The 19,296-nt window shown below is 36.9% G+C and carries 16 protein-coding genes; 6 read left to right on the top strand and 10 right to left on the bottom strand.

Annotated features, from left to right (window positions below; all coding sequences use genetic code 11):
* The first annotated feature begins 71 nt into the window (after positions 1–71).
* Both ACTJJ9_RS02315 and ACTJJ9_RS02310 read left to right on the top strand, forming a co-directional pair.
* Positions 72–3,155, top strand: coding sequence for an efflux RND transporter permease subunit (locus tag ACTJJ9_RS02315; protein WP_440768425.1), 3,084 nt, complete (start codon positions 72–74; stop codon positions 3,153–3,155).
* A gap of 111 nt (positions 3,156–3,266) precedes the next feature.
* Positions 3,267–3,791 (top strand): DnaA N-terminal domain-containing protein, encoded by a 525-nt coding sequence (locus ACTJJ9_RS02310; RefSeq protein WP_145581119.1) that lies wholly within the window; start codon positions 3,267–3,269, stop codon positions 3,789–3,791.
* Between the two features lie 143 nt (positions 3,792–3,934).
* On the opposite strand, the gene ACTJJ9_RS02305 is transcribed toward ACTJJ9_RS02310, so the two are convergent.
* From ACTJJ9_RS02305 to ACTJJ9_RS02265, 9 genes are all read right to left on the bottom strand, one after another.
* The gene (locus ACTJJ9_RS02305) at positions 3,935–5,644 is read right to left on the bottom strand and encodes a methyl-accepting chemotaxis protein (protein WP_145581118.1); all 1,710 of its coding nucleotides are present in this window, start codon (positions 5,642–5,644) and stop codon (positions 3,935–3,937) included.
* A gap of 301 nt (positions 5,645–5,945) precedes the next feature.
* A complete protein-coding gene (gene guaC / locus ACTJJ9_RS02300) occupies positions 5,946–6,929 on the bottom strand; it encodes a GMP reductase (protein WP_145581117.1) in 984 nt (327 codons plus the stop codon).
* Between the two features lie 276 nt (positions 6,930–7,205).
* Entirely contained in the window at positions 7,206–7,397 is a 192-nt protein-coding gene (locus ACTJJ9_RS02295) for a YbxH family protein (RefSeq protein ID WP_145581116.1), read from the bottom strand.
* 140 nt (positions 7,398–7,537) lie between these two features.
* Positions 7,538–7,912 (bottom strand): carboxymuconolactone decarboxylase family protein, encoded by a 375-nt coding sequence (locus ACTJJ9_RS02290; RefSeq protein ID WP_145581115.1) that lies wholly within the window; start codon positions 7,910–7,912, stop codon positions 7,538–7,540.
* A gap of 1 nt (position 7,913) precedes the next feature.
* Positions 7,914–9,548 carry a thiamine pyrophosphate-binding protein gene (locus ACTJJ9_RS02285; RefSeq protein ID WP_145581114.1) on the bottom strand — a complete coding sequence of 545 codons (1,635 nt, stop codon included), beginning with the start codon at positions 9,546–9,548 and terminating at the stop codon, positions 7,914–7,916.
* A gap of 43 nt (positions 9,549–9,591) precedes the next feature.
* A complete protein-coding gene (locus ACTJJ9_RS02280; protein ID WP_095302609.1) occupies positions 9,592–11,808 on the bottom strand; it encodes an EAL domain-containing protein in 2,217 nt (738 codons plus the stop codon).
* A 314-nt stretch (positions 11,809–12,122) separates the two neighbouring features.
* Complete coding sequence (gene tatC, locus ACTJJ9_RS02275; protein WP_145581113.1) at positions 12,123–12,866, bottom strand: twin-arginine translocase subunit TatC; 744 nt, start codon at positions 12,864–12,866, stop codon at positions 12,123–12,125.
* A gap of 192 nt (positions 12,867–13,058) precedes the next feature.
* A complete protein-coding gene (gene tatA / locus ACTJJ9_RS02270) occupies positions 13,059–13,286 on the bottom strand; it encodes a twin-arginine translocase TatA/TatE family subunit (RefSeq protein WP_095302613.1) in 228 nt (75 codons plus the stop codon).
* 173 nt (positions 13,287–13,459) lie between these two features.
* Positions 13,460–14,890 (bottom strand): alkaline phosphatase PhoX, encoded by a 1,431-nt coding sequence (locus tag ACTJJ9_RS02265; protein ID WP_440768424.1) that lies wholly within the window; start codon positions 14,888–14,890, stop codon positions 13,460–13,462.
* Between the two features lie 728 nt (positions 14,891–15,618).
* Here ACTJJ9_RS02265 and ACTJJ9_RS02260 point away from each other — a divergent pair.
* From ACTJJ9_RS02260 to sipW, 4 genes are all read left to right on the top strand, one after another.
* Positions 15,619–16,200, top strand: coding sequence for a TasA family protein (locus ACTJJ9_RS02260; protein WP_145581112.1), 582 nt, complete (start codon positions 15,619–15,621; stop codon positions 16,198–16,200).
* Between the two features lie 164 nt (positions 16,201–16,364).
* On the top strand, positions 16,365–16,928 hold the full coding sequence (locus ACTJJ9_RS02255; protein ID WP_095302617.1) for a TasA family protein: 564 nt from the start codon (positions 16,365–16,367) through the stop codon (positions 16,926–16,928).
* 36 nt (positions 16,929–16,964) lie between these two features.
* Positions 16,965–17,222 (top strand): hypothetical protein, encoded by a 258-nt coding sequence (locus tag ACTJJ9_RS02250; protein WP_095302619.1) that lies wholly within the window; start codon positions 16,965–16,967, stop codon positions 17,220–17,222.
* Positions 17,223–17,234: 12 nt separating this feature from the next.
* Positions 17,235–17,783, top strand: coding sequence for a signal peptidase I SipW (sipW, locus tag ACTJJ9_RS02245; RefSeq protein ID WP_170944474.1), 549 nt, complete (start codon positions 17,235–17,237; stop codon positions 17,781–17,783).
* Between the two features lie 460 nt (positions 17,784–18,243).
* On the opposite strand, the gene ACTJJ9_RS02240 is transcribed toward sipW, so the two are convergent.
* On the bottom strand, positions 18,244–19,275 hold the full coding sequence (locus ACTJJ9_RS02240; RefSeq protein WP_145581111.1) for a Gfo/Idh/MocA family protein: 1,032 nt from the start codon (positions 19,273–19,275) through the stop codon (positions 18,244–18,246).
* Between the last annotated feature and the right edge of the window lie 21 nt (positions 19,276–19,296).

Raw genomic sequence — 19,296 nt, 5'->3', positions numbered from 1 at the left:
GTTGACAAATGACCGATTAGTCATTAGTATAAATAAATAGATTGATTAAGTCAAATAGGGTAGGTGTAAAGGTGAAATCTATAGTAAATTTTGTACTGAAAAATAAACTTGCGGTATGGTTACTTACGATAATTATTACGGTTTCAGGTATTTATTCTGGTACACAGATGAAAACAGAAACGATACCAGATATTTCGATTCCATACTTAATGGTAACAGGTATTTATCCTGGTGCAACACCTGAAAAAGTAATGGAAGATGTGTCCATGCCGATTGAAAGGGCAGTAGAAGGACTAGAAGATGTAAATGCAGTTTACTCAAATTCATCCTCTAACTTATCTAGTATTCAAGTTGAATATGATTATGGTGTTGATATGGATGAAAAGAAACGCCAGCTTGAATCAGCTTTAAGCAATGTAACTTTGCCTGAGGATGTAGAAGAACCTACGATTTCGGCAATCAGTATGAATATGATGCCTGTCGTTGCGTTAAGTGTTAGTAGTACAAAGGAAGATATTGTTGAGCTTACATCAACAGTAAATGATATTTTACTTCCTAAAATTGAAAAGCTCGACGGTGTAGCCTCAGCAACGATTTCTGGACAGCATATCGATGAAGTTCAATTAACGTATGATAAGGAAAAAATGGCCCAATACGGTCTAACTGAAGATAAAGTAAAGGAAATGATCCAAGCTAGTGATATGGCTGTATCATTAGGTCTTTATGAGTTTGAAGAAGGTGAACAAGCCGTTGCGATCGATGGTAAGTTCATGACAGCAGATGAACTAAAAGAAATGGTTATTCCTGTAACTCCTTCTGAAACAGTCCAAACACCTTTTGTTAAGCTTGGTGATATTGCGAAGATTGAGACGGTTGGTAAGGTTCAATCTGTTTCACGAACAAATGGTGAGGATGCAATAGCGATTCAAATCGTTAAAGGTCAGCAAGATAATACAGTTGATGTTGTAAATGAAGTAAAAGAGTTAGTAGAAGAAGAACAAGAGAGAATTGATGGACTTGTTATTGATATCTCACTTGACCAAGGTGAGCCGATTGAGAAATCAGTCCATACGATGGTTGAAAAGGCATTGTTTGGTGGTTTAATCGCTGTATTGATTATTTTGCTATTCTTACGTGATTTTAAATCAACAATTATCTCAATTATTTCTATTCCAGTATCGATTTTCATGGCGCTCCTGCTATTGAACTGGCTTGATATTACACTAAATATCATGACATTAGGTGCGGTAACAGTTGCAATCGGTCGTGTTATCGATGACTCGATCGTTGTTGTTGAAAATATTTATCGACGACTTCATTTAAAAGAAGAAAAATTATCAGGACGTGCGCTTGTACGTGAGGCAACAATTGAAATGTTTAAACCGATCTTATCTTCAACATTAGTAACGGTTGCGGTATTTGCACCACTAATTTTCGTTGGTGGTATGGTTGGTGAATTGTTCATGCCATTTGCTTTAACGATGCCATTTGCGTTAGGTGCATCGTTAATTGTGGCGATTACCATTGTTCCTGCTTTATCACACTTCCTATTTAAAAAGCGTTTATATAGTGAAAAAACAGAGGGTGGCCATAAAGAGCAAGGGAAGCTTTCAAACGTCTACAAGAAAGTGCTTGCATGGACATTAAATCATAAAATTGTGACATCACTTGCAGCGATCATTCTTTTAGTAGGAAGCTTAAGCTTAACTCCGTTAATTGGCTTTAGCTTTATGGGTAGTGAAGAGGAAAAGGTCATGTATCTAACGTATACTCCTGCGACAGGTGAGCTAAAGGATGAAACGTTAGAGAATGTCGCTAAGGTTGAGGAAGAATTATTAAAACGAGATGATATCGACATTCTTCAGTTATCTGTTAATGAAGAAGCAGATGTGCAAACGGCTATGATGGGTGGCGGCGCTGGTGGCGCATTAATGTATTTAATTTTTGATCCTGATATGGAAAACTTTCCAGAGGTTCGTGAAGAAATTGAAGATTATGTTTTCAATATCGGTCAGTCTGGTGAATGGAAGAGCCAAAACTTTAGTTCAATGTCGGGTTCAACAAATGAGGTTAGCTACACCTTCTATAGTGAAGATTTAGATAAGCTGAATGAAACAGTTAAAAAAGCTGAAGACATTATGAAGGATAACAAAAAGCTTGAAGATGTTTCATCAAGTGCAGAAGATGCATATGTCGAATATGTCTTTAATGTAGAGCAAGATCATTTGCTGCAATACGGATTAACTACTGGTCAAATCGTCATGATGTTAAGTCCGAATAACTCAAAAGACGTATTAACAACTGTTGAAAAAGATGGAGAAGCAATTGATGTGATTGTTCAACAGGACCAAGAAGCAGAGCCTAAATCAATCGATGAAATGTTAGAAACACCTGTTCAAACACAGGCTGGAGCAATGCCTTTATCTGAGCTTGTGACGGTTGAAGAGGGCACAACAATGAATACACTTGCTCGTAGTAAAGGTGAATATTATGCAACAGTATCAGGTACTGTTATTGGTGATGATATTTCAAAAGTATCATCTGAGCTAGACAAAAAGCTTAATGATATTGATTTACCTAAAGGAGTAACAATGGATGTTGCTGGGGTTACTGCTGATATGCAAGAAACCTTTACACAGCTAGGCGTAGCGATGCTTGCAGCGATCGCGATTGTATACTTCATCCTCGTAGTTACATTTGGTGAAGGGGTTGCGCCGTTTGCGATTCTATTCTCGTTACCATTTGCGGTTATTGGTTCATTTGTCGGTCTCTTAATCGCAGGAGAAACAATTTCTGTATCGGTTATGATGGGTCTTCTCATGTTAATTGGTATTGTTGTAACGAATGCGATCGTACTCGTTGACCGAATCATTCATATGGAGCGTGACGGTATGTCAATGCGTGAAGCGATCCTTGAAGCAGGAGCTACGCGTCTACGCCCAATCCTTATGACAGCTATTGCTACAGTTGGTGCATTAATTCCATTAGCAATTGGCACAGGAGGCGGTGGAGGTTTAATTTCGAAGGGACTTGGAATTACCGTTATCGGTGGATTAACAAGCTCAACGTTATTAACATTAATTATCGTCCCAATCGTGTACGAAGTTTTATCGAAGATGTTTAAGAAAAAACGGAATGAAGTACAGGATAACTAAAATCAAAGGTCTAACAAGATGTTATGTCATCTTGTTAGACCTTTGTTGTTTGGATGGTATAAATGTTGTTTTGCTATGAATCATTGAAAATTAAAGGAGCTGTTTCTACTTATGAATGAACGTTGGTTAGAAGTGTTGAAGCTGATAGAAGGAAAATTAAGTAAGCCATCCTTTGAAACATGGTTAAAGGCAACTGATGCAAAAATAGAGGGGAATAATTGGACAATTATTGCTCAAAATGAATTCTCTAGAGATTGGTTAGAATCAAGGTATATGGGCTTAATTGAAGAGACAATACAGGAATTAACGAGCGAAATTCCTTTCGTAAAGGTTATTACTGATAGACAAGTTGGTTTAGATAAATTACAGGATAATCGAATAGATCATATTATTACACAAATTAATGCACTACACCCTTCTGAAAGGAAAAAACTCATTTCAATTATGGGTGAACAAGGCTATGCAATTGAAAAAAATAGTACTATAAATTCCTCTTCTGCTGACCATAGTGAAAGAGAATCAACTAAAGAAGAGACGGAAGGGAGAATTGAATATTTAGAAAGGGAATGGAAGGGAATGAATGAAAGGTTACATAAACTAGAATCAAAAATAATTGAACTAATAGAAAAGCTCTAAATGTAAGAATAAATGTTTTATTTTCTTCTCTATGTACAATAAAGGCCGTCTCATTTATGTGAGACGACCTTTGCAAAGTGAAAGCTTAACTGGCAAATTTCATTTATAAATTTGAGCAAACTACTGTTAAGTTTTTTAATAGTTTATTTTAATTTAAATGTACTCACCATCGTCTGAAGCTCCTCAGCCATTTTAGCTAATGTTTGGGCAGAGGCTGTAATTTCCTCCATTGATGCAAGCTGTTCTTCGGCTCCTGCTGCTACTGTTTGTGATGAAGAAGCAGAGGTTTCTGCATTTTTGGAAATTTCTAATATGCCGTAGGCTGTTTGTTCAACACTTGCAGACATTTGCTGTGCTGCTGCAGTTACTTCCTCGGATTGCTTCGATACGTCTGTCGCGGAGTGAAGAATTTGGTTAAAGGATTCCCCTGTTTGATTTATCAAGTCAAGGCCAGCCTTCATTTCTGTCATACATTTATCCATTGCTTCAACTGCATTTAATGTATTGTTTTGGATTTCTTGAATGAGTTGTGTGATTTGCTCTGCAGAACGATTCGATTCCTCGGCAAGCTTTCTAACCTCATCAGCTACAACAGCAAAGCCTTTCCCGTGTTCTCCAGCCCGAGCGGCTTCAATTGCAGCGTTTAAGGCTAATAGATTTGTTTGATTAGAAATAGTAGAAATCATCGCAACGATGTTCTCGATTTCCTTTGAACGTTGCCCAAGGTCTTTTATAATGCTTGAGGATTCAAGAACTGTTTGGTTAATAGAATCCATTTGATTAATTGTTTTCTTAAGAAAAACATTCCCCTTTTCAGATTCTGCAGTTGTTGTATTTGAATGCTCTGATACGAGTGAGATAGACTCTGTAATATGATTAATGCCCATTGCCATTTCTTGAATCGAGGTTGATGCTTGTTCCGTTTCTCTTACTGAAGTTTCAGCAGATGACGCAAGGACTGTACTTGCCTCAGCTATATGCTCTGATGCACGATTTGTTTCTTCGGCACTTGTCATTAATTGTTCAGATGCAGCTGCAACATGGTCTGAAGATAATCCGATTTTTGAGATTAATTGATTTAATTGAATAAGCATGTTATTAAAGGATGTAGATAGAGAACCGATTTCATCCTTTGATTGATAATCGCTTTGGACAGATAAATCTCCGTTTTCGGCTCTTTTCATCAAGCCTTCCATCTGTTTCACAGGTTTATAGATAAGACCTGCGATGATTAAGCTAACTAAACCAAATAGTATAATGCAACCAATCGTAATGCTGATCATAATGATTGTTGCATATTGAATATCCTTACTGTTTTGATTATTAACTGCTTTTGCAAAATTACTATTTAATTCAATTAAATCTGTATAAGTTTCATCGATTAATTGCAAAATCGGATCTGTTTCAGCAATGTAGAGCTCATAAGCCTCATTGTTTTTATTAGCTGAAGCAAGATCGATTACTTTTGTTACGGAATCAGTAATTTGGTTAGATAAATTTGTCACCCTGTCTAGCTTTTCTAATTGCTCTTGGTCATTCGTATGATACGTTTCTAATAGCTTCTCATTTTCTTCTAATTTGGCAGTGAGTTCAGCTAATAATTCCTCATTTCGGCTTTCGTCAGTATTCACCATTAGTTCAATAAGGTTTTGTTGAGTATATTGTAGATTAGATTTTATCGTACTAATTGTTTCGATCGGTTTTAGATTATCCGTGTACATATCATCTAGCTTATTTCCCATATTTCTTATTTCGCTAAAACCGGTTAATCCTACAATGACAATACCGATTAACGAAATTGCTGCTATAATGGTAATTTTAAAGATAATTTTTAAATCCTTAAGCCATTTCATAGATATAGTCTCTCCTTCATGTTGTATACATAATTCGATAAATTTCACCAATATTTTTTATATCGACATTTTTTTCAATAGATTAATATTGAAATGTATATATTTATGTGAAAATCCCAAAAAAATCTAATTTTCTTGAGGCTTACTTTTTGTTGCGGATAATAGGGGGAGAAGGGAAGTGGAGCTTCCGTAAAGTGGCGACAAACTGTGACCCGATAAAAACAACATACTTTACGATTGAATGTAAAGTATGTTGTTCATAAAAAAAGAGCAAGGAAGCAACCTCGCTCTTTTAAGCAAATTAAAAAACTTTATCACCGTTAAAAATTGAATTTTTTACGATCACATAATCAACATTACGGATGGCATCTAATTTCTTTCCGCCTGCATAGGAAATAGAAGATTGAAGGTCTTGCTCCATTTCGGTTAATGTATCTTGCAATGAGCCTTTATACTCAACATACATTTTCTTACCTTCAACATTTTTCTTTTCACCTTTTTGGAATTCTGATGCAGAACCAAAGTATTCTTTATAAAGTTTTCCGTCTTTTTCAATTGTTCTTCCTGGTGATTCCTCATGACCTGCAAATAATGAACCGATCATAACCATGGAAGCGCCGAAACGAATTGATTTTGCAATATCACCGTGAGTGCGAATTCCTCCGTCAGCGATAATTGGTTTACTTGCTGCCTTTGCGCACCAACGAAGTGCAGCTAATTGCCAGCCTCCAGTACCAAAGCCAGTTTTAATTTTTGTAATACATACTTTACCTGGTCCGATCCCAACCTTTGTTGCGTCAGCACCAGCGTTTTCTAATTCTCTTACAGCTTCCGGTGTTCCAACATTCCCTGCGATGACAAAGCTAGTTGGAAGAAGCTTTTTGATGTGCTGGATCATTGCAATAACAGCATTAGAATGCCCGTGTGCAATATCAATTGTTATAAATTCAGGAATTAGCTGTTCGCTTGCTAATTGCTCAATAAACCCATACTCTTCCTCTTTAACACCTACACTAATTGATGCGATTAATCCGCGTGATTTCATCATTTTAATAAAATCGATTCGCTTTTCTGGTTCAAAACGATGCATGATATAGAAATAGTCATTTTCAGCTAAATAAATTGAAATCGTTTCATCAATAATTGTCTGCATATTAGCAGGGACTACAGGTAATTTAAACGTATGTCCACCTAACGTTACAGTTGTATCACATTCAGAGCGGCTGTTTACAATGCATTTTGCCGGAATTAATTGAATATCTTCATAATCAAACACATTTTCCATGAATAACACCCCTAAACACGAATATTTATTTTTAGTTAAACTAAAAATGTTCGCCCATTGGTACTTTACATCATTTTCATTATATTGTCAAAGCTTTTCATTAAGGTATGTAAAAGTAGTTTTTTTAAGCTGCAGCTCCTAGCCTCACGAGTCATAAGTCACTTTTGAATAGAAGACAGTGAAAGGGGCAAGCATAAGCTACATTGAGCTGAGGACACACCAGAGAAGAGATGGCAGCACCTGATGTGTCTTAATTTCACCTAGCTGCTTAAAGCATTAAATGCCTTGCTCCTCACAATATTGATCGATGAGCTTTTCAATTTCGCCTAAATTTGGAGCTTGTCCGGAAAATGTGAAGGGAAGTTCTTCAATAAAGGTTCCTTTTTTGTAGACATGGATTGCACCATTCTGTTCAATAACACTATACTCAGGTTCAAATCGATAACCACTTCGTTCAATTGCACCCATGAAAAAATTGATACCCCCAAATTGTTAAAGTTGTTAATGTTCAATAGTTAGTATGACTTGAATTGGTAATCTTAGTCTGGGTGAAAGTAGGAAGGGGGTGCTTGTACAAAAATAGTACAAACACCCCCTATAAATAAGGATTATTTTACTGATTCAAAGATTTTACCGGCAATTTGCATTGCTTGTGTTGCCTTTGGAAAGCCTGCATATGCCGCACATTGAATAATGATTTCTTTGATTTCATCTTGGGTTAAGCCGACTTGTAAGGCTGCGCGGATATGAACCTCAAGCTGGTCAAATGCACCTTGTGTAATAAGTGCTGTTAGTGTGATGAGTTCTCTTTGAGTTAAGGAAAGTCCTTTTCTTGAATAGACTTCACCGAATCCAAAGCCGACAATCATTTCCCAAAAGTCTGGAGATACCTTTTCCATGTTTTCCATCATTTTAAAGGTTTCTTCAGGTACCATTTCCTTTACGGTAGTAATTCCTTTTTCAAATCTATTGTTCTGTTCCATCTTACTGCCTCCCCATCGTTGGTGGAATTTCTTCGCCGTCAACGATTACTTCCACAACAACTGGCTTGTTTGTATCGGCAATCGTTTGTAAGGCTTGGTGCAGGGCAATTTGTAAATCATTAGGATTAAAGCATTTAAAAGATTGGAGACCCATTGACTCTGCAAAGGCTGCTACATCGAGTGGGGTTTCAAATACTGCTCCAATCGACTTTCCAATCATTTTCCGCATTCCTTTTTCAACCATATCTAATCTACCGTTATTTAATACGATGAATAATACAGGTGATTGATAGTTTAATGCGGTAGAAATTTCTGTTCCATGCATGAACATACAGCCATCACCAGCTAAACAGACAATTGTTTTATCTGGAGCAGCTAGCTTAGCGCCAATTGAATATCCGATAGCATGTCCCATTGCACCGAAAACATCGTCGAAGAAAAACGTACCTGGTGTATAGATATCAAAATATTTTATACCAAAAAAGGTATGACTTCCATCATCGCCAAAAATAATTGCGTCATCAGGAAGGGAATTTCTAACGACCTTTAATGTAGTTTCTGCAGTCATTCGTTCCTCAGCAGAGTTATTTTCCACTTGATTTAGCTGCTTAGGCTTTATAAATTCATTGTGCTCAGTTGGGGAAACATCCTTCAGGATTGCCTGTAAATTAGAGCGGATGTCACCAAGAACTGGTGTTGTTGGGACATTGAGCGTTTTTCCCATAAAGGTTGGATCGTAATCAAAGTGGATAATTGATTTTGGATACATTTCTTTTGATAATCCCGCAACTGACATATCACTTAATTTTGTGCCGATGACGATTAGTTGATCGACACCTTGTTTAAGATAATCACTTGCTTCTTGTGTACCTCCTAGTCCGAAGGCACCAAGAGAAAGAGTGTGGTTGGAAATAAACGTCCCTTTTCCACCAGGAGTTGTTATAACAGGGATGCTCCAGTGCTCAGCTAATAAACGAACTTCTTCATAAGCCTTACTTGAGTGAACACCTTTTCCTAAAAACAATAGAGGACGCTTTGCAGAATTTAATAATTCAACAACTTCGTCGATATGTGGTGATACCATCTCGTTTGACTCTGGTAGATCAAGATCAAATGGTTCAATTTCTTCGAGCATGATATCGAACGCAATTGATAAATGAACAGGACCTTTTACTCCTGTTAATGCTTTTTCGAGTGCATGCTGTAAGTAGATTTTCAGCATATCACCGCGTTCGACTCTTGCGCTAAACTTCGTAACAGGCTTGAACATTTCCGCTAAATCTGTACCAAAGATAGAAGAATCCTGCCCTAATGCTTTACCAGTATCCTTTAATCCCGGATGGCCAGTGATGATCAATAGTGGAATATTTGATGATTTTGCTTGTCCTGCAGCAGTAAGCAAGTTTGTACCACCTGGACCAGAGGTGCCAAGCGCAACACCGATTTTTTGATTCATCATTGAATAGCCTGTCGCTTCAAAGCCTGCCCCTGATTCATGCTTGCTGAGAACAAATTCAATACCATGCTTGTCCGTAGCAAATATTAAAGGGGACACCGCTTTTCCTGGAATACCAAAAATATGGTTAACTCCCCATCTTTTAAAATTTCTGACTAATACTGATGCACATGATTCCATTGTTAAAGTTTCTCCTCCCCATTTTCTATCTCTTTTTTGATAGTTATGAAAGAAACCCCTGCTCAATTTGGCTCGATGTAAGTGGTTTACTAAAAATATACCCTTGGATGTGATCGCAATCGTTTTTCTTTAAAAATTGCAATTGTTCGTTTGTCTCAACCCCCTCTGCAATGACTTGAAGATTAAGATTATGTGCTAATGTAATGATGGCTTTTACGATATTTGCATCATTTTCATCATCATTTATATCCCTGACAAAAGATTTATCGATTTTTAAATAATCGATCGGGAATTTCTTTAAATAACTAAGGGAGCTATAGCCTGTTCCAAAGTCATCGATGCTAATTCCAACACCAATCCCTTTCAATTGTTCAAGGACATTTAAGGAATAATCAAAATCCATTGCCATTGACTCAGTTATCTCTAATACTAAGTATCTAGGATCAAGCTTGGTTTTGTCTAATACTTTTTTCATAAATTCTACCAAATTTTGCTTTAAAAACTGTTGAGTAGAGAGATTAACAGATACTTTAATTGACTTTAGTCCGGAATCTTGCCATTTTTTGTTTTGTAAGCAGGCATGCTCAACTACCCACTCACCAAGCTGAATAATTAATCCTGTTTCTTCAGCTAATTGAATGAATTTATCTGGATAAATAATCCCTAATTTAGGATGATTCCAACGAATTAATGCTTCAACACCTACTATTTCTCCTGTTTTAGAGCAAATTTGTGGTTGGTATTGGAGGAAAAACTCATTCTCATTTAATGCCCTTTTAAGGTCAGACTCAAGCGTTATTTTCTCAGTTAAAAGATGAATTAACTCATCTGTATAAATGGCATACCCATTTTTTCCTTGTTCCTTCGCTTGATACATTGCGTTATCAGCATAAATCATAAATTCCTCAAGATTTAGTGGATAATCTGGATATATGGCAATACCGATACTTACAGAAGTATGTATTTCAATCGATTTAAGGCGAAACGGCTTTGAAAACTTCGCCAATATTTTATCAGCTAATTTAGTGATCTCCTGCGGATCTTTAAAATTAGTGATGGTGATAATGAATTCATCTCCACCCATCCGTGCTAATTGAGAATTCTCGCTTATACAGCTTGATAATCTTTTCGCCACTTCTTTTAGAAGGTGATCACCTTTTGAATGACCGAAAGTATCGTTGATGACCTTAAAGCGATCTAAGTCTAAATATAAGACAGCTAACGACTGCTTTTTCTTTTTGTTCGCTTTAATAAATGCTTGTAGCTCTTTTTGAAAATATCGTCTGTTTGGTAAATTTGTAAGGTCATCATGATAGGCTAAATAATTATATTTTTCTTCTATTAAATAGCGGTCAGTAATATCCCTAAATTGACCAAAGGCACCAATAACTCGATCGTTTTCATATATAGGTTGAGCATCAAATAAACAAACAATAAGGTTGCCTTTTTTACCAGTATATTTTAGTTCAACATTTTCAAATTTTTCTTCATGTTGTAATACTCGTTTGAAGTATTCGCCTGTTATGCCTGATTCGTAAATACATCTTCCAATTACCTCATTTTTATAAAAAGGAGAGATTTCTTCAGCGAAATCATTAAATTCAGTTGTAATCCCTTTTTCATCGGTAATCACAATTCCATTACGTGTTCTGCTGAGCATAATTTGATTCATAATATTTAGCTTTCTATTTTGCTTTCTTAATAGCAGCTCTCTTTCAATTGAATCAACAACATGTGCGAGCATTGTAAGGAAAAGGGGATTTTGAAGGGCAATTGGCATCATTAAACAAACGCTGCCTAATAAGCTATTTTCATCTGTATAATGAAACGCTGCACCGTAACACGCAATTCCATGGAGAAATGAATGGAAATGGTCTTCGCCAATTAATCGAATTGGATGTTTTTGCTGTAAAGCGAGGCTAATTACATTCGTCCCAGTGTCTTCTTGTGTAAATAGACTGCCGATTTGAATGCCGAACTGCTCGACAGTGGATTTAATCGTTTCATCACCAACCATTTCCAACAAGAATCCTTTCTCATCAGAAATGACGATTAAGATAGGAGTGCCTTTCAGTGAATCCAAAAGCTTTTTGGAGAAAAAACTAACAACAGATAAAATCTCACTGTATGACTTTCTCTTACTAGCTAGTTCTAGTTCGGTCATCTTCACCTTCGGACTTGCTATAATATCGGGATCCATACCACGTTCTCGACATAATTGTTTTGATTCAGTTATATAGTAGGGTTCTTTTTCATTCATTAAACAGCACCTCTAAAGTATGTACTAATCCTAATTATTTTTATTTATATTACAATTAGCGTTTAAACGTGGAAAAGCGAGTTCCCATCGAGAAGCTTAATGAGAGGATATCGTTCGATCTATATGATTTAATATGATATTGGTGATTATTTTTCTCGGCTTTTTCCAAGAATATTCGAGCTATAGAATAGATTACGCGAATAATAAAAGACCAATCATTATAGGTTGGTCTTAAATTATGATAAAAACAAGCCCTTACTAGTATTATGTTAGAATCAACAGATTGTGTAAAGGCTTTTACGGTGTTTTTTTTGCTATATTTGTTCAAAATTCGACAAATCTTGAGCATTTGATTTTAGCTTCTTTCTGAAGACAACTTTGCTTAATGTAATACTTAACTCATACAAAAGCAGTAAAGGTATAATAACTAGAACATCAGATATAAAATCTGGAGGGGTAATAAACACTGAAACAATTACTAAGACGAAGTAGGAGATTTTTCTTGCTTTAACAAGCTTGAGAGGATTGATGATCCCTAATTTTGTAAGGAACATCACAACAGCTGGCATTTCAAATAAAAATCCAAAGGGTAATGTTAAGTTCAACATGAATTTAAAATATTTTTCCGCAGTAAAAAAGGTTGCAAACTGATCGCCAATAAGGCCTGTTAAAAAGGAAAGAACAATTGGAAATAAAATGAAGTATCCGAATGAGATTCCAAAAAGAAAGAGAAAAAATAATCCCGGGATAAAGGCTAAGGAGATTTTTTGCTCTGAATGAGTAAGGGCAGGCTTAACAAATCTCCAAATTTGATATGCAGCTACAGGAATCGTACAAGCTATTGCTGTTACACCAGCAATCACCATATAAATCCAAATAATATCTCCAGGACCAAGCAAGGCAAGCTTCCCAGACAAGTCCTTTACTAAAAATTGATAAATATCCTGTACAAAAACGAAACCTAGGATAAAGAAAAGAATGAAGGTAACTCCTGTAATAATAATTCTCTTTCGTAATTCTTCTAAATGATCGGTGAATTTCAATTTTGTCTGATCCATAACATGTACTCCTTTATTAATAGAAGAACGATATAAGCTACTCTAAAGCTCAGTTGGCCATTTTACATCGTTCGCTTTCTTATCGAAGAGCTGTTTACTTAGCAATTGTTAGCCATAAGAGGCACAAGAATAAACAGCTTCTATTCTTGTGCCATATTTTTGTCCTAGGGTATGCAAGCTACTTCTCCATTTTTAACTACCCGTTTTTGTTTCAGATTTCTCAAGCTTGACTACTTCTGCTTTTTCGTTGCTTTTTTTCTGTTCGCTATCACCGTTTACTAAATCATTTGTCGCCTTTTTAAATTCCTTAAGTGTATTTCCGAACGCACGCCCAATTTCCGGTAATTTGGATGGCCCAAAGATAATGAGGGCGATGACAAGAATGAGTATTAGACCTGGTATTCCAACGTTTGGCACGATAGAACCCCCTTAACTAAGATAGATTTTGCTTCATAATAAGTCTTGATTAGAGTAGAAACGGCTCAGGTCACTTGCCTTATGATTGGCATCATATAGGAATTCAAGGTAAACACCTCTTATTTCTTATACGTTTTATAGCTGAAGGCTAAGCAATGAGCTTCAAGTTTTCCTTATTAAAGGATAGGCATTCCATGACGCTCAAGTGCAGCTGCTTCCAAGATAGACATTCCCTGCTCATCAGCAAATGCTGTTAGCTTATCTGATACAGCTGGAGCTAGACTAGCAGGTGGTGCTGCATGGTTCATTGCCCGTTGGCGCGCTACATTGCGACGAGCAAATGGTCCCCAAATCGCAAATGTAATACCAGGTGTTTGCATATTGACAAAAAGCGTCTTTCCATCAGGAGAGAAGGTAGGACCAGCAAACTCTGAACCATTCATTCGATTTTCTGCAAATGTATAAATATTTCCTTCAGGAGTTAAACCAACGATACGGTCGTTTCCACCACCGTCTTCGGCAATCCAAAGATCTCCCCAAGGAGCGATCGTAATGTTATCAGGCATTTCTAATTCATTTTGTGATGTTGATTCGTAGAAGAGCTCCAATGTATTTGTCGCAGGGATGTAACGATAAACGCGACCAAGTGCTTTACCACCTGCACTTGTATCATCAAACCAAAATGTTCCAGCAGAGAAGTAGGCACCTTCTAAACGGCTAAATTGTATACAGCCTAAATCCTTTGCATCCTGCTGAGCACGCTCTGGATTTAACTGTTTCCAAACGATCCCGAATTTTTGCCCACTATTTAACTGGCTTGGAGAGGTTGTAGAAATTTCATCAATCGCTGCAGCCTCTAAAATTCCACCTTTTTGAAGGGAACCTAGCTTTTGACTGCGATCATGTGGAGTGAATCGATAGAGAAAGCTTGGACTGCTATCTTCTGTTAAATACCAAATACCTGTTGTTGGATCAACAGCACATGCTTCATGTGAAAAATACCCCATATCGCGAATCGGTGTTTTTGACATTTCATTTTCCGGATCAAGTGGATTTACTTCAAAAACAAAGCCATGGCCTAAATCACGTGTTTCCTCACATGTTAACCAAGTACCCCAAGTAGAAGGGCCGCCAGCACAATTTCGAATTGTTCCAGAGTTGGTAACATATTCATCAATCACATTTCTGTTTTCATCAACAATCAGTGCTGTAGTACCGCCAGCAGCACCTTTGCTCCATGGGTTTTTTCCATTAACAGGATATTGAGAGTTTGTCCCATTTTCGTGGTTGCGAACAAGGATTGTTGTGTTTTTTTCACCTTTAAATGCAGCCATACCATCAAATAAAGCTGGAATTAAGTCTCCATTTGGCATTCTTTCACCAGTTTGAGAAATAATCTTATAATGAAAGCCTCTTGGCAAATCGAGGATTCCATTCGGATCCTTTACGAGTGGTCCATAGCCAGTAAAGCCACTAGTTGCGGCAACTCCTTCTTTTGCCCCAGTAAGTGATAATAATCCAGTTGTACCTAAAGTCAATGCAACTGTACCTAATCCGCCAACCTTCAGGAAGTCACGCCTGTTTAAGCCATCTTTTCCAATATTCATTCCCGTTTTCCCTCCAAATTTTGATTAGTAACGATGTACAAATCTATGAAACTTGTTCTACATGAAAAAGGTATCAGTTTACTATAAAAATTCTGTTAAGCAAAAGTAAATTTATTAAATGTGAGAAAAAATAAGCTAAAAGTGGCTGTTTTAAAGAACAAAAAGGGAAAATTATGTGAGAAGGGTAAGTCTAAAGAATGAAAAATGAGTCTACACACTGTAAAAATATAAAGGAGAAGGGTAAAAGTAATGCAAAAATAGTAACGAAATAGTACTAAAAAAGATTAAGGGAATTATGAAGTCTATGTTAAAGGAAACCTCAATTATTAATGTGAGAAACTAGTATTTATTTCGAATTCAATACGTATTAAATATCTTGAGATTACTAGATTTGTTCAGGATAGCTTGTGAGAAAAATCTACAAAATTTTTGTAAATCATACGTAAATTTGCATATTTTTCTTTACGGAAAATTAACGAAAAATTCCGAAATCTGAGTTTTGACGAGGAAAGAGAAGGAAATGAGAGATAATTGTTCTTTTTAACGAAATTATGTCGTGTTTTACGGTTTTTCTAGTTACCTTTAAATTTTCTATACTTCATGTGAGTTGTTCGTCGAATCGTAAAGGTGTGGAAGGGAGGAGAGGATAACTCTTTTAATATTCTAGTAAACAATGATAGTAGAGTTGGCAATGGATTTGGTAACCAAATTTCTAGGAGGAGAAAACATTGAGTATTAAGAAAAATATTGTAACAGGTGTAGCAACGGCTGTTTTAGGCTTAGGATTAATTGGTGGCGGAACATATGCGTATTTTAGTGATACAGTTGCAACTACTAATACGTTTGCAACAGGAACATTAGATCTTTCTGTAGACCCAGAGGTAGTGATTGATGTTGAGGATTTAAGTCCGGGGAACTGGATGATTCGTTCATTTGATTTAGTCAATAACGGCTCACTTGATATAACACAAGTACTATTATCAACTAGCTATCAGGTTGAAGATGCAAAGGGCGATAATACAGATGATTTCGGTAAACATATTCGTGTTAACTTCCTAGAAAACAGTGATAAATCTGAAGAAACTGGACCTAACGATATCATTTTCTCTACTACTCTCTATGATTTACAGCAAATGACACCAGATGCGGTAGAAAAGAAGGTAATTGGTTTTGATAATGAGATTAGTGGACTTCCAGCTGGAACAAAGGACACAATGTATGTTGAATTTGAATTTGTTGACAATGGAGAGGATCAAAACCAGTTCCAAGGGGATAAATTAAAGCTTAACTGGTCTTTTGAGGCAAGATAATTGATAAATTCTTTTTGAATCGATGAGGGGGAACCTCCCCCTCCACTGTTATAAAATGCTGCCTGCTACTGCGATAAGCCACTAAGAAATGGAAGAAACAGTCTCTTCAATTCCTTAGCGGCTTATACTATAACGTCAATAAGGATTATTTAGGAGGAGAACGTATGGGTGTAAAAGGAAAACTTTTAACAAGCGTTGCTATTGCCTTATGTGGACTAGGTCTTATTAGTGAAGGAACAACAGCGTATTTTCAAGATAAGGAGCCGACAACCAATACGTTTACGACAGGTGTGCTTGAGCTTGGGATTAATAAACCAACGATTATTGATGTCAAAGGGTTAGTGCCAGGTGATACGGTTCATGGCAATTTTGAGCTGACAAATGATGGGAGTGTCGATATGAAGGAAATACTCCTTCACTCCTCCTACGAGGTGATTGACAAAGGGGATCCTAATAACGGTGATGATTTAGGTGATCATCTTGTTGTTGAGTATATTTATAAAGTGAATGAGCGAAAAAATGTAGTCGTACAAAAGAAATTATCAGAGCTATCGGGAGAGCCGATAAAGGTGAGCGATGAATTTCCATCTGAAGGCAAAGTAGAGAAATATGCAGTTCGTATTAAATTTGTTGACAATGGGCAAAATCAAAATCACTTTCAAGAGGATGAGTTAAAGCTAAAATGGGAATTTGAAGCTGTCCAACGAGATGGAGATTCTGATTTTTAAAAATGACATGGCAGCATAGAGAGGAGTGAAGGTATGATGTTCTGGCTTAAAAAGCAAACGAAGCAAAAGAAACAACTTACAAGCGGAATTCAACTCATTTTTCTTGGCTATTCTCTTGTCATGGCTATCGGCCTTCTCACTTCAAATACATATTCATACTATCGTGACGAAAACGAAGCGAGCATTGGGATAACAGTTGGAAGCTGGGCAAATATAGATGATGCCGATGGGCACGGAACAGAATTGGAAATGGAAGAGAACGAGCTATTATTAGAAGATAAGAAGGAGGAATAAACAGTGAAACGGATGATGAAATGGGTAAATCGAATGGTTACAAGTATCCTACTTATTTTGTTAGTAAGTATAGCAGGGATCGTCCTCTCTACTAAACTAACGAATGGTGAGCCACAAATATTCGGTTATCAGATTAAAACCGTCTTATCGGGATCTATGGAGCCTACGATATTAACAGGTTCTGTTATTGCTGTGAAATCACTGGATGAAGCGGAACGTTCTAGCCTAAAAGCAGGGGATATTATTACTTATTTGGATGAGGAAAGACTAATAACTCATAGAATTTCAGATGTGTTAGCAACAGAACAAGCTGTCCGTTATGAAACAAAGGGGGACAATAACAATTCAGCTGACTTAAATCCTGTCCTAGCAGAAAATGTTATCGCCAAATATGAAGGGTTTATGATTCCATATCTAGGTTATCTCATTAATTTCACGCAAACAGCGAACGGAAGTGTCTTATTTATGATTTTACCTGGAGTTCTAATGCTAGGCTACTCAATCGTTACGATTTGGAAAACGATAAGGGAATTAGAGAAAAAGCAGATGGCTATGAAATGATATTATACAAAGAAAAAGAGGGTGGGACATAACGAAAATATTTCTAATGAAAACCGAACATTGCTTATTGCAAAAAACTATAAAGAAAAGACTCTTTCGAAGAGGTCGGTTTTTTGTGCAAACTTTATTAAGGTTGATTGGAGCGTAAGTGCGAGACTCCTGCGGGATGCGTGGGAGAGGTGAGACCCCGCAGGTTTACACCGAGGAGGCTCACCACCCACCCCGCGGAAAGCGAGTACTGTAGCGGAAATCAACCAGAACGACTACTGGTAAAAAGTAACAATGTATACAAGTGTTACCACTTACAAAAAGACACGAAGTTTAAAGCAGAATTCCAAATTATAGTTCGGATTTTTCTTATGTTAAAAATCTTTTGTCCCAACCTCTTTTTACAGTACATTATCTACACAAGGAAGATAACTAGAAATAAGTTTATGGAGTTTGTTATTATTTGTTGGTTTTAATCCATTTCACTAATGATAACTTTCTTACCTGTCTTGGCACTTTGGACAGCACCAAATACCATTTCCATGCTTTTAATATTATCTCGACAATCCGTTTCGGCTAGACGATTTTCTTCTAAAGCTTGGAACATTTCATCAAGACAGCCCCAATGCCCTTCGCGAATTGCCTTCTCACTTTCGATATTTATTTGCTTAACAGGAGTAATAAATTCAATTGGTTTTGTTTCATCGATCACTTCACATATTGGATTGTTCGAACCATCCCATCTTGCACTGCCTTTACTTCCGGTTACACGCCAGTCTGATTCCCACGATGTTTGATTTCCAATGGCGCTCCATGACCCACGATATGAAAAGACCGTTCCATCTGTCATTTCAAAGATACAAATTGCTGATGCGTTGCCTTTATACCAGGAGCCTGTTGGATTATATTCATGACAATAAACTGATACAGGATCCTTTCCTGTTAAAAATCTAGCCTGGTCAAACGTATGGATCGCCATATCGACGATAAGGGGATGATCCATTAAATCACGAAAGCCACCAAAGTTAGGTCCAAGGAAAAAGTCTGCATGAATTGAGCCGATTTCGCCGATTGTTCCGTTAGAAAGAATCGTTTGAAACGTACGGATTTGATTTAAATACCGACGATTTTGCATGACGGTGTATGTATTTCCAGTTTTTCTTGCAGTACGGAGAACTTCCTTTGCATCTTTTAATGTTTCTGCCATTGGTTTTTCGCCAAAGACATTACATCCAGCCTCTAAAGCAGTTATCACTATTTCTTTATGTGCAGCTGGAATCGTGATATCAAACACTAAATTTGCATCCGTTTTCATTATAGCTTCTGATAAATTTGTAAATGAAGGGACTCCTAGGTCTCGACGTTCTACCATTGCTTTTGCTGCCTCTAAGTTAACATCAACAACCCCAACAATTTCAGCATTCTCCCGCTGTGATACATAATCAAACCAAGTATTTGACATTCCACCACATCCAGCAACGATAATTTTGTGCTGCTTTGCCATGTGAACACTCCTCTTTTTTCC

It is taken from the genome of Metabacillus sp. 22489 (assembly GCF_052044855.1).
Lineage (GTDB): Bacteria > Bacillota > Bacilli > Bacillales > Bacillaceae > Metabacillus > Metabacillus niabensis.
Note: the sequence above shows the minus strand (reverse complement) of the source record. Positions and strands in the feature narration are given on the sequence as shown.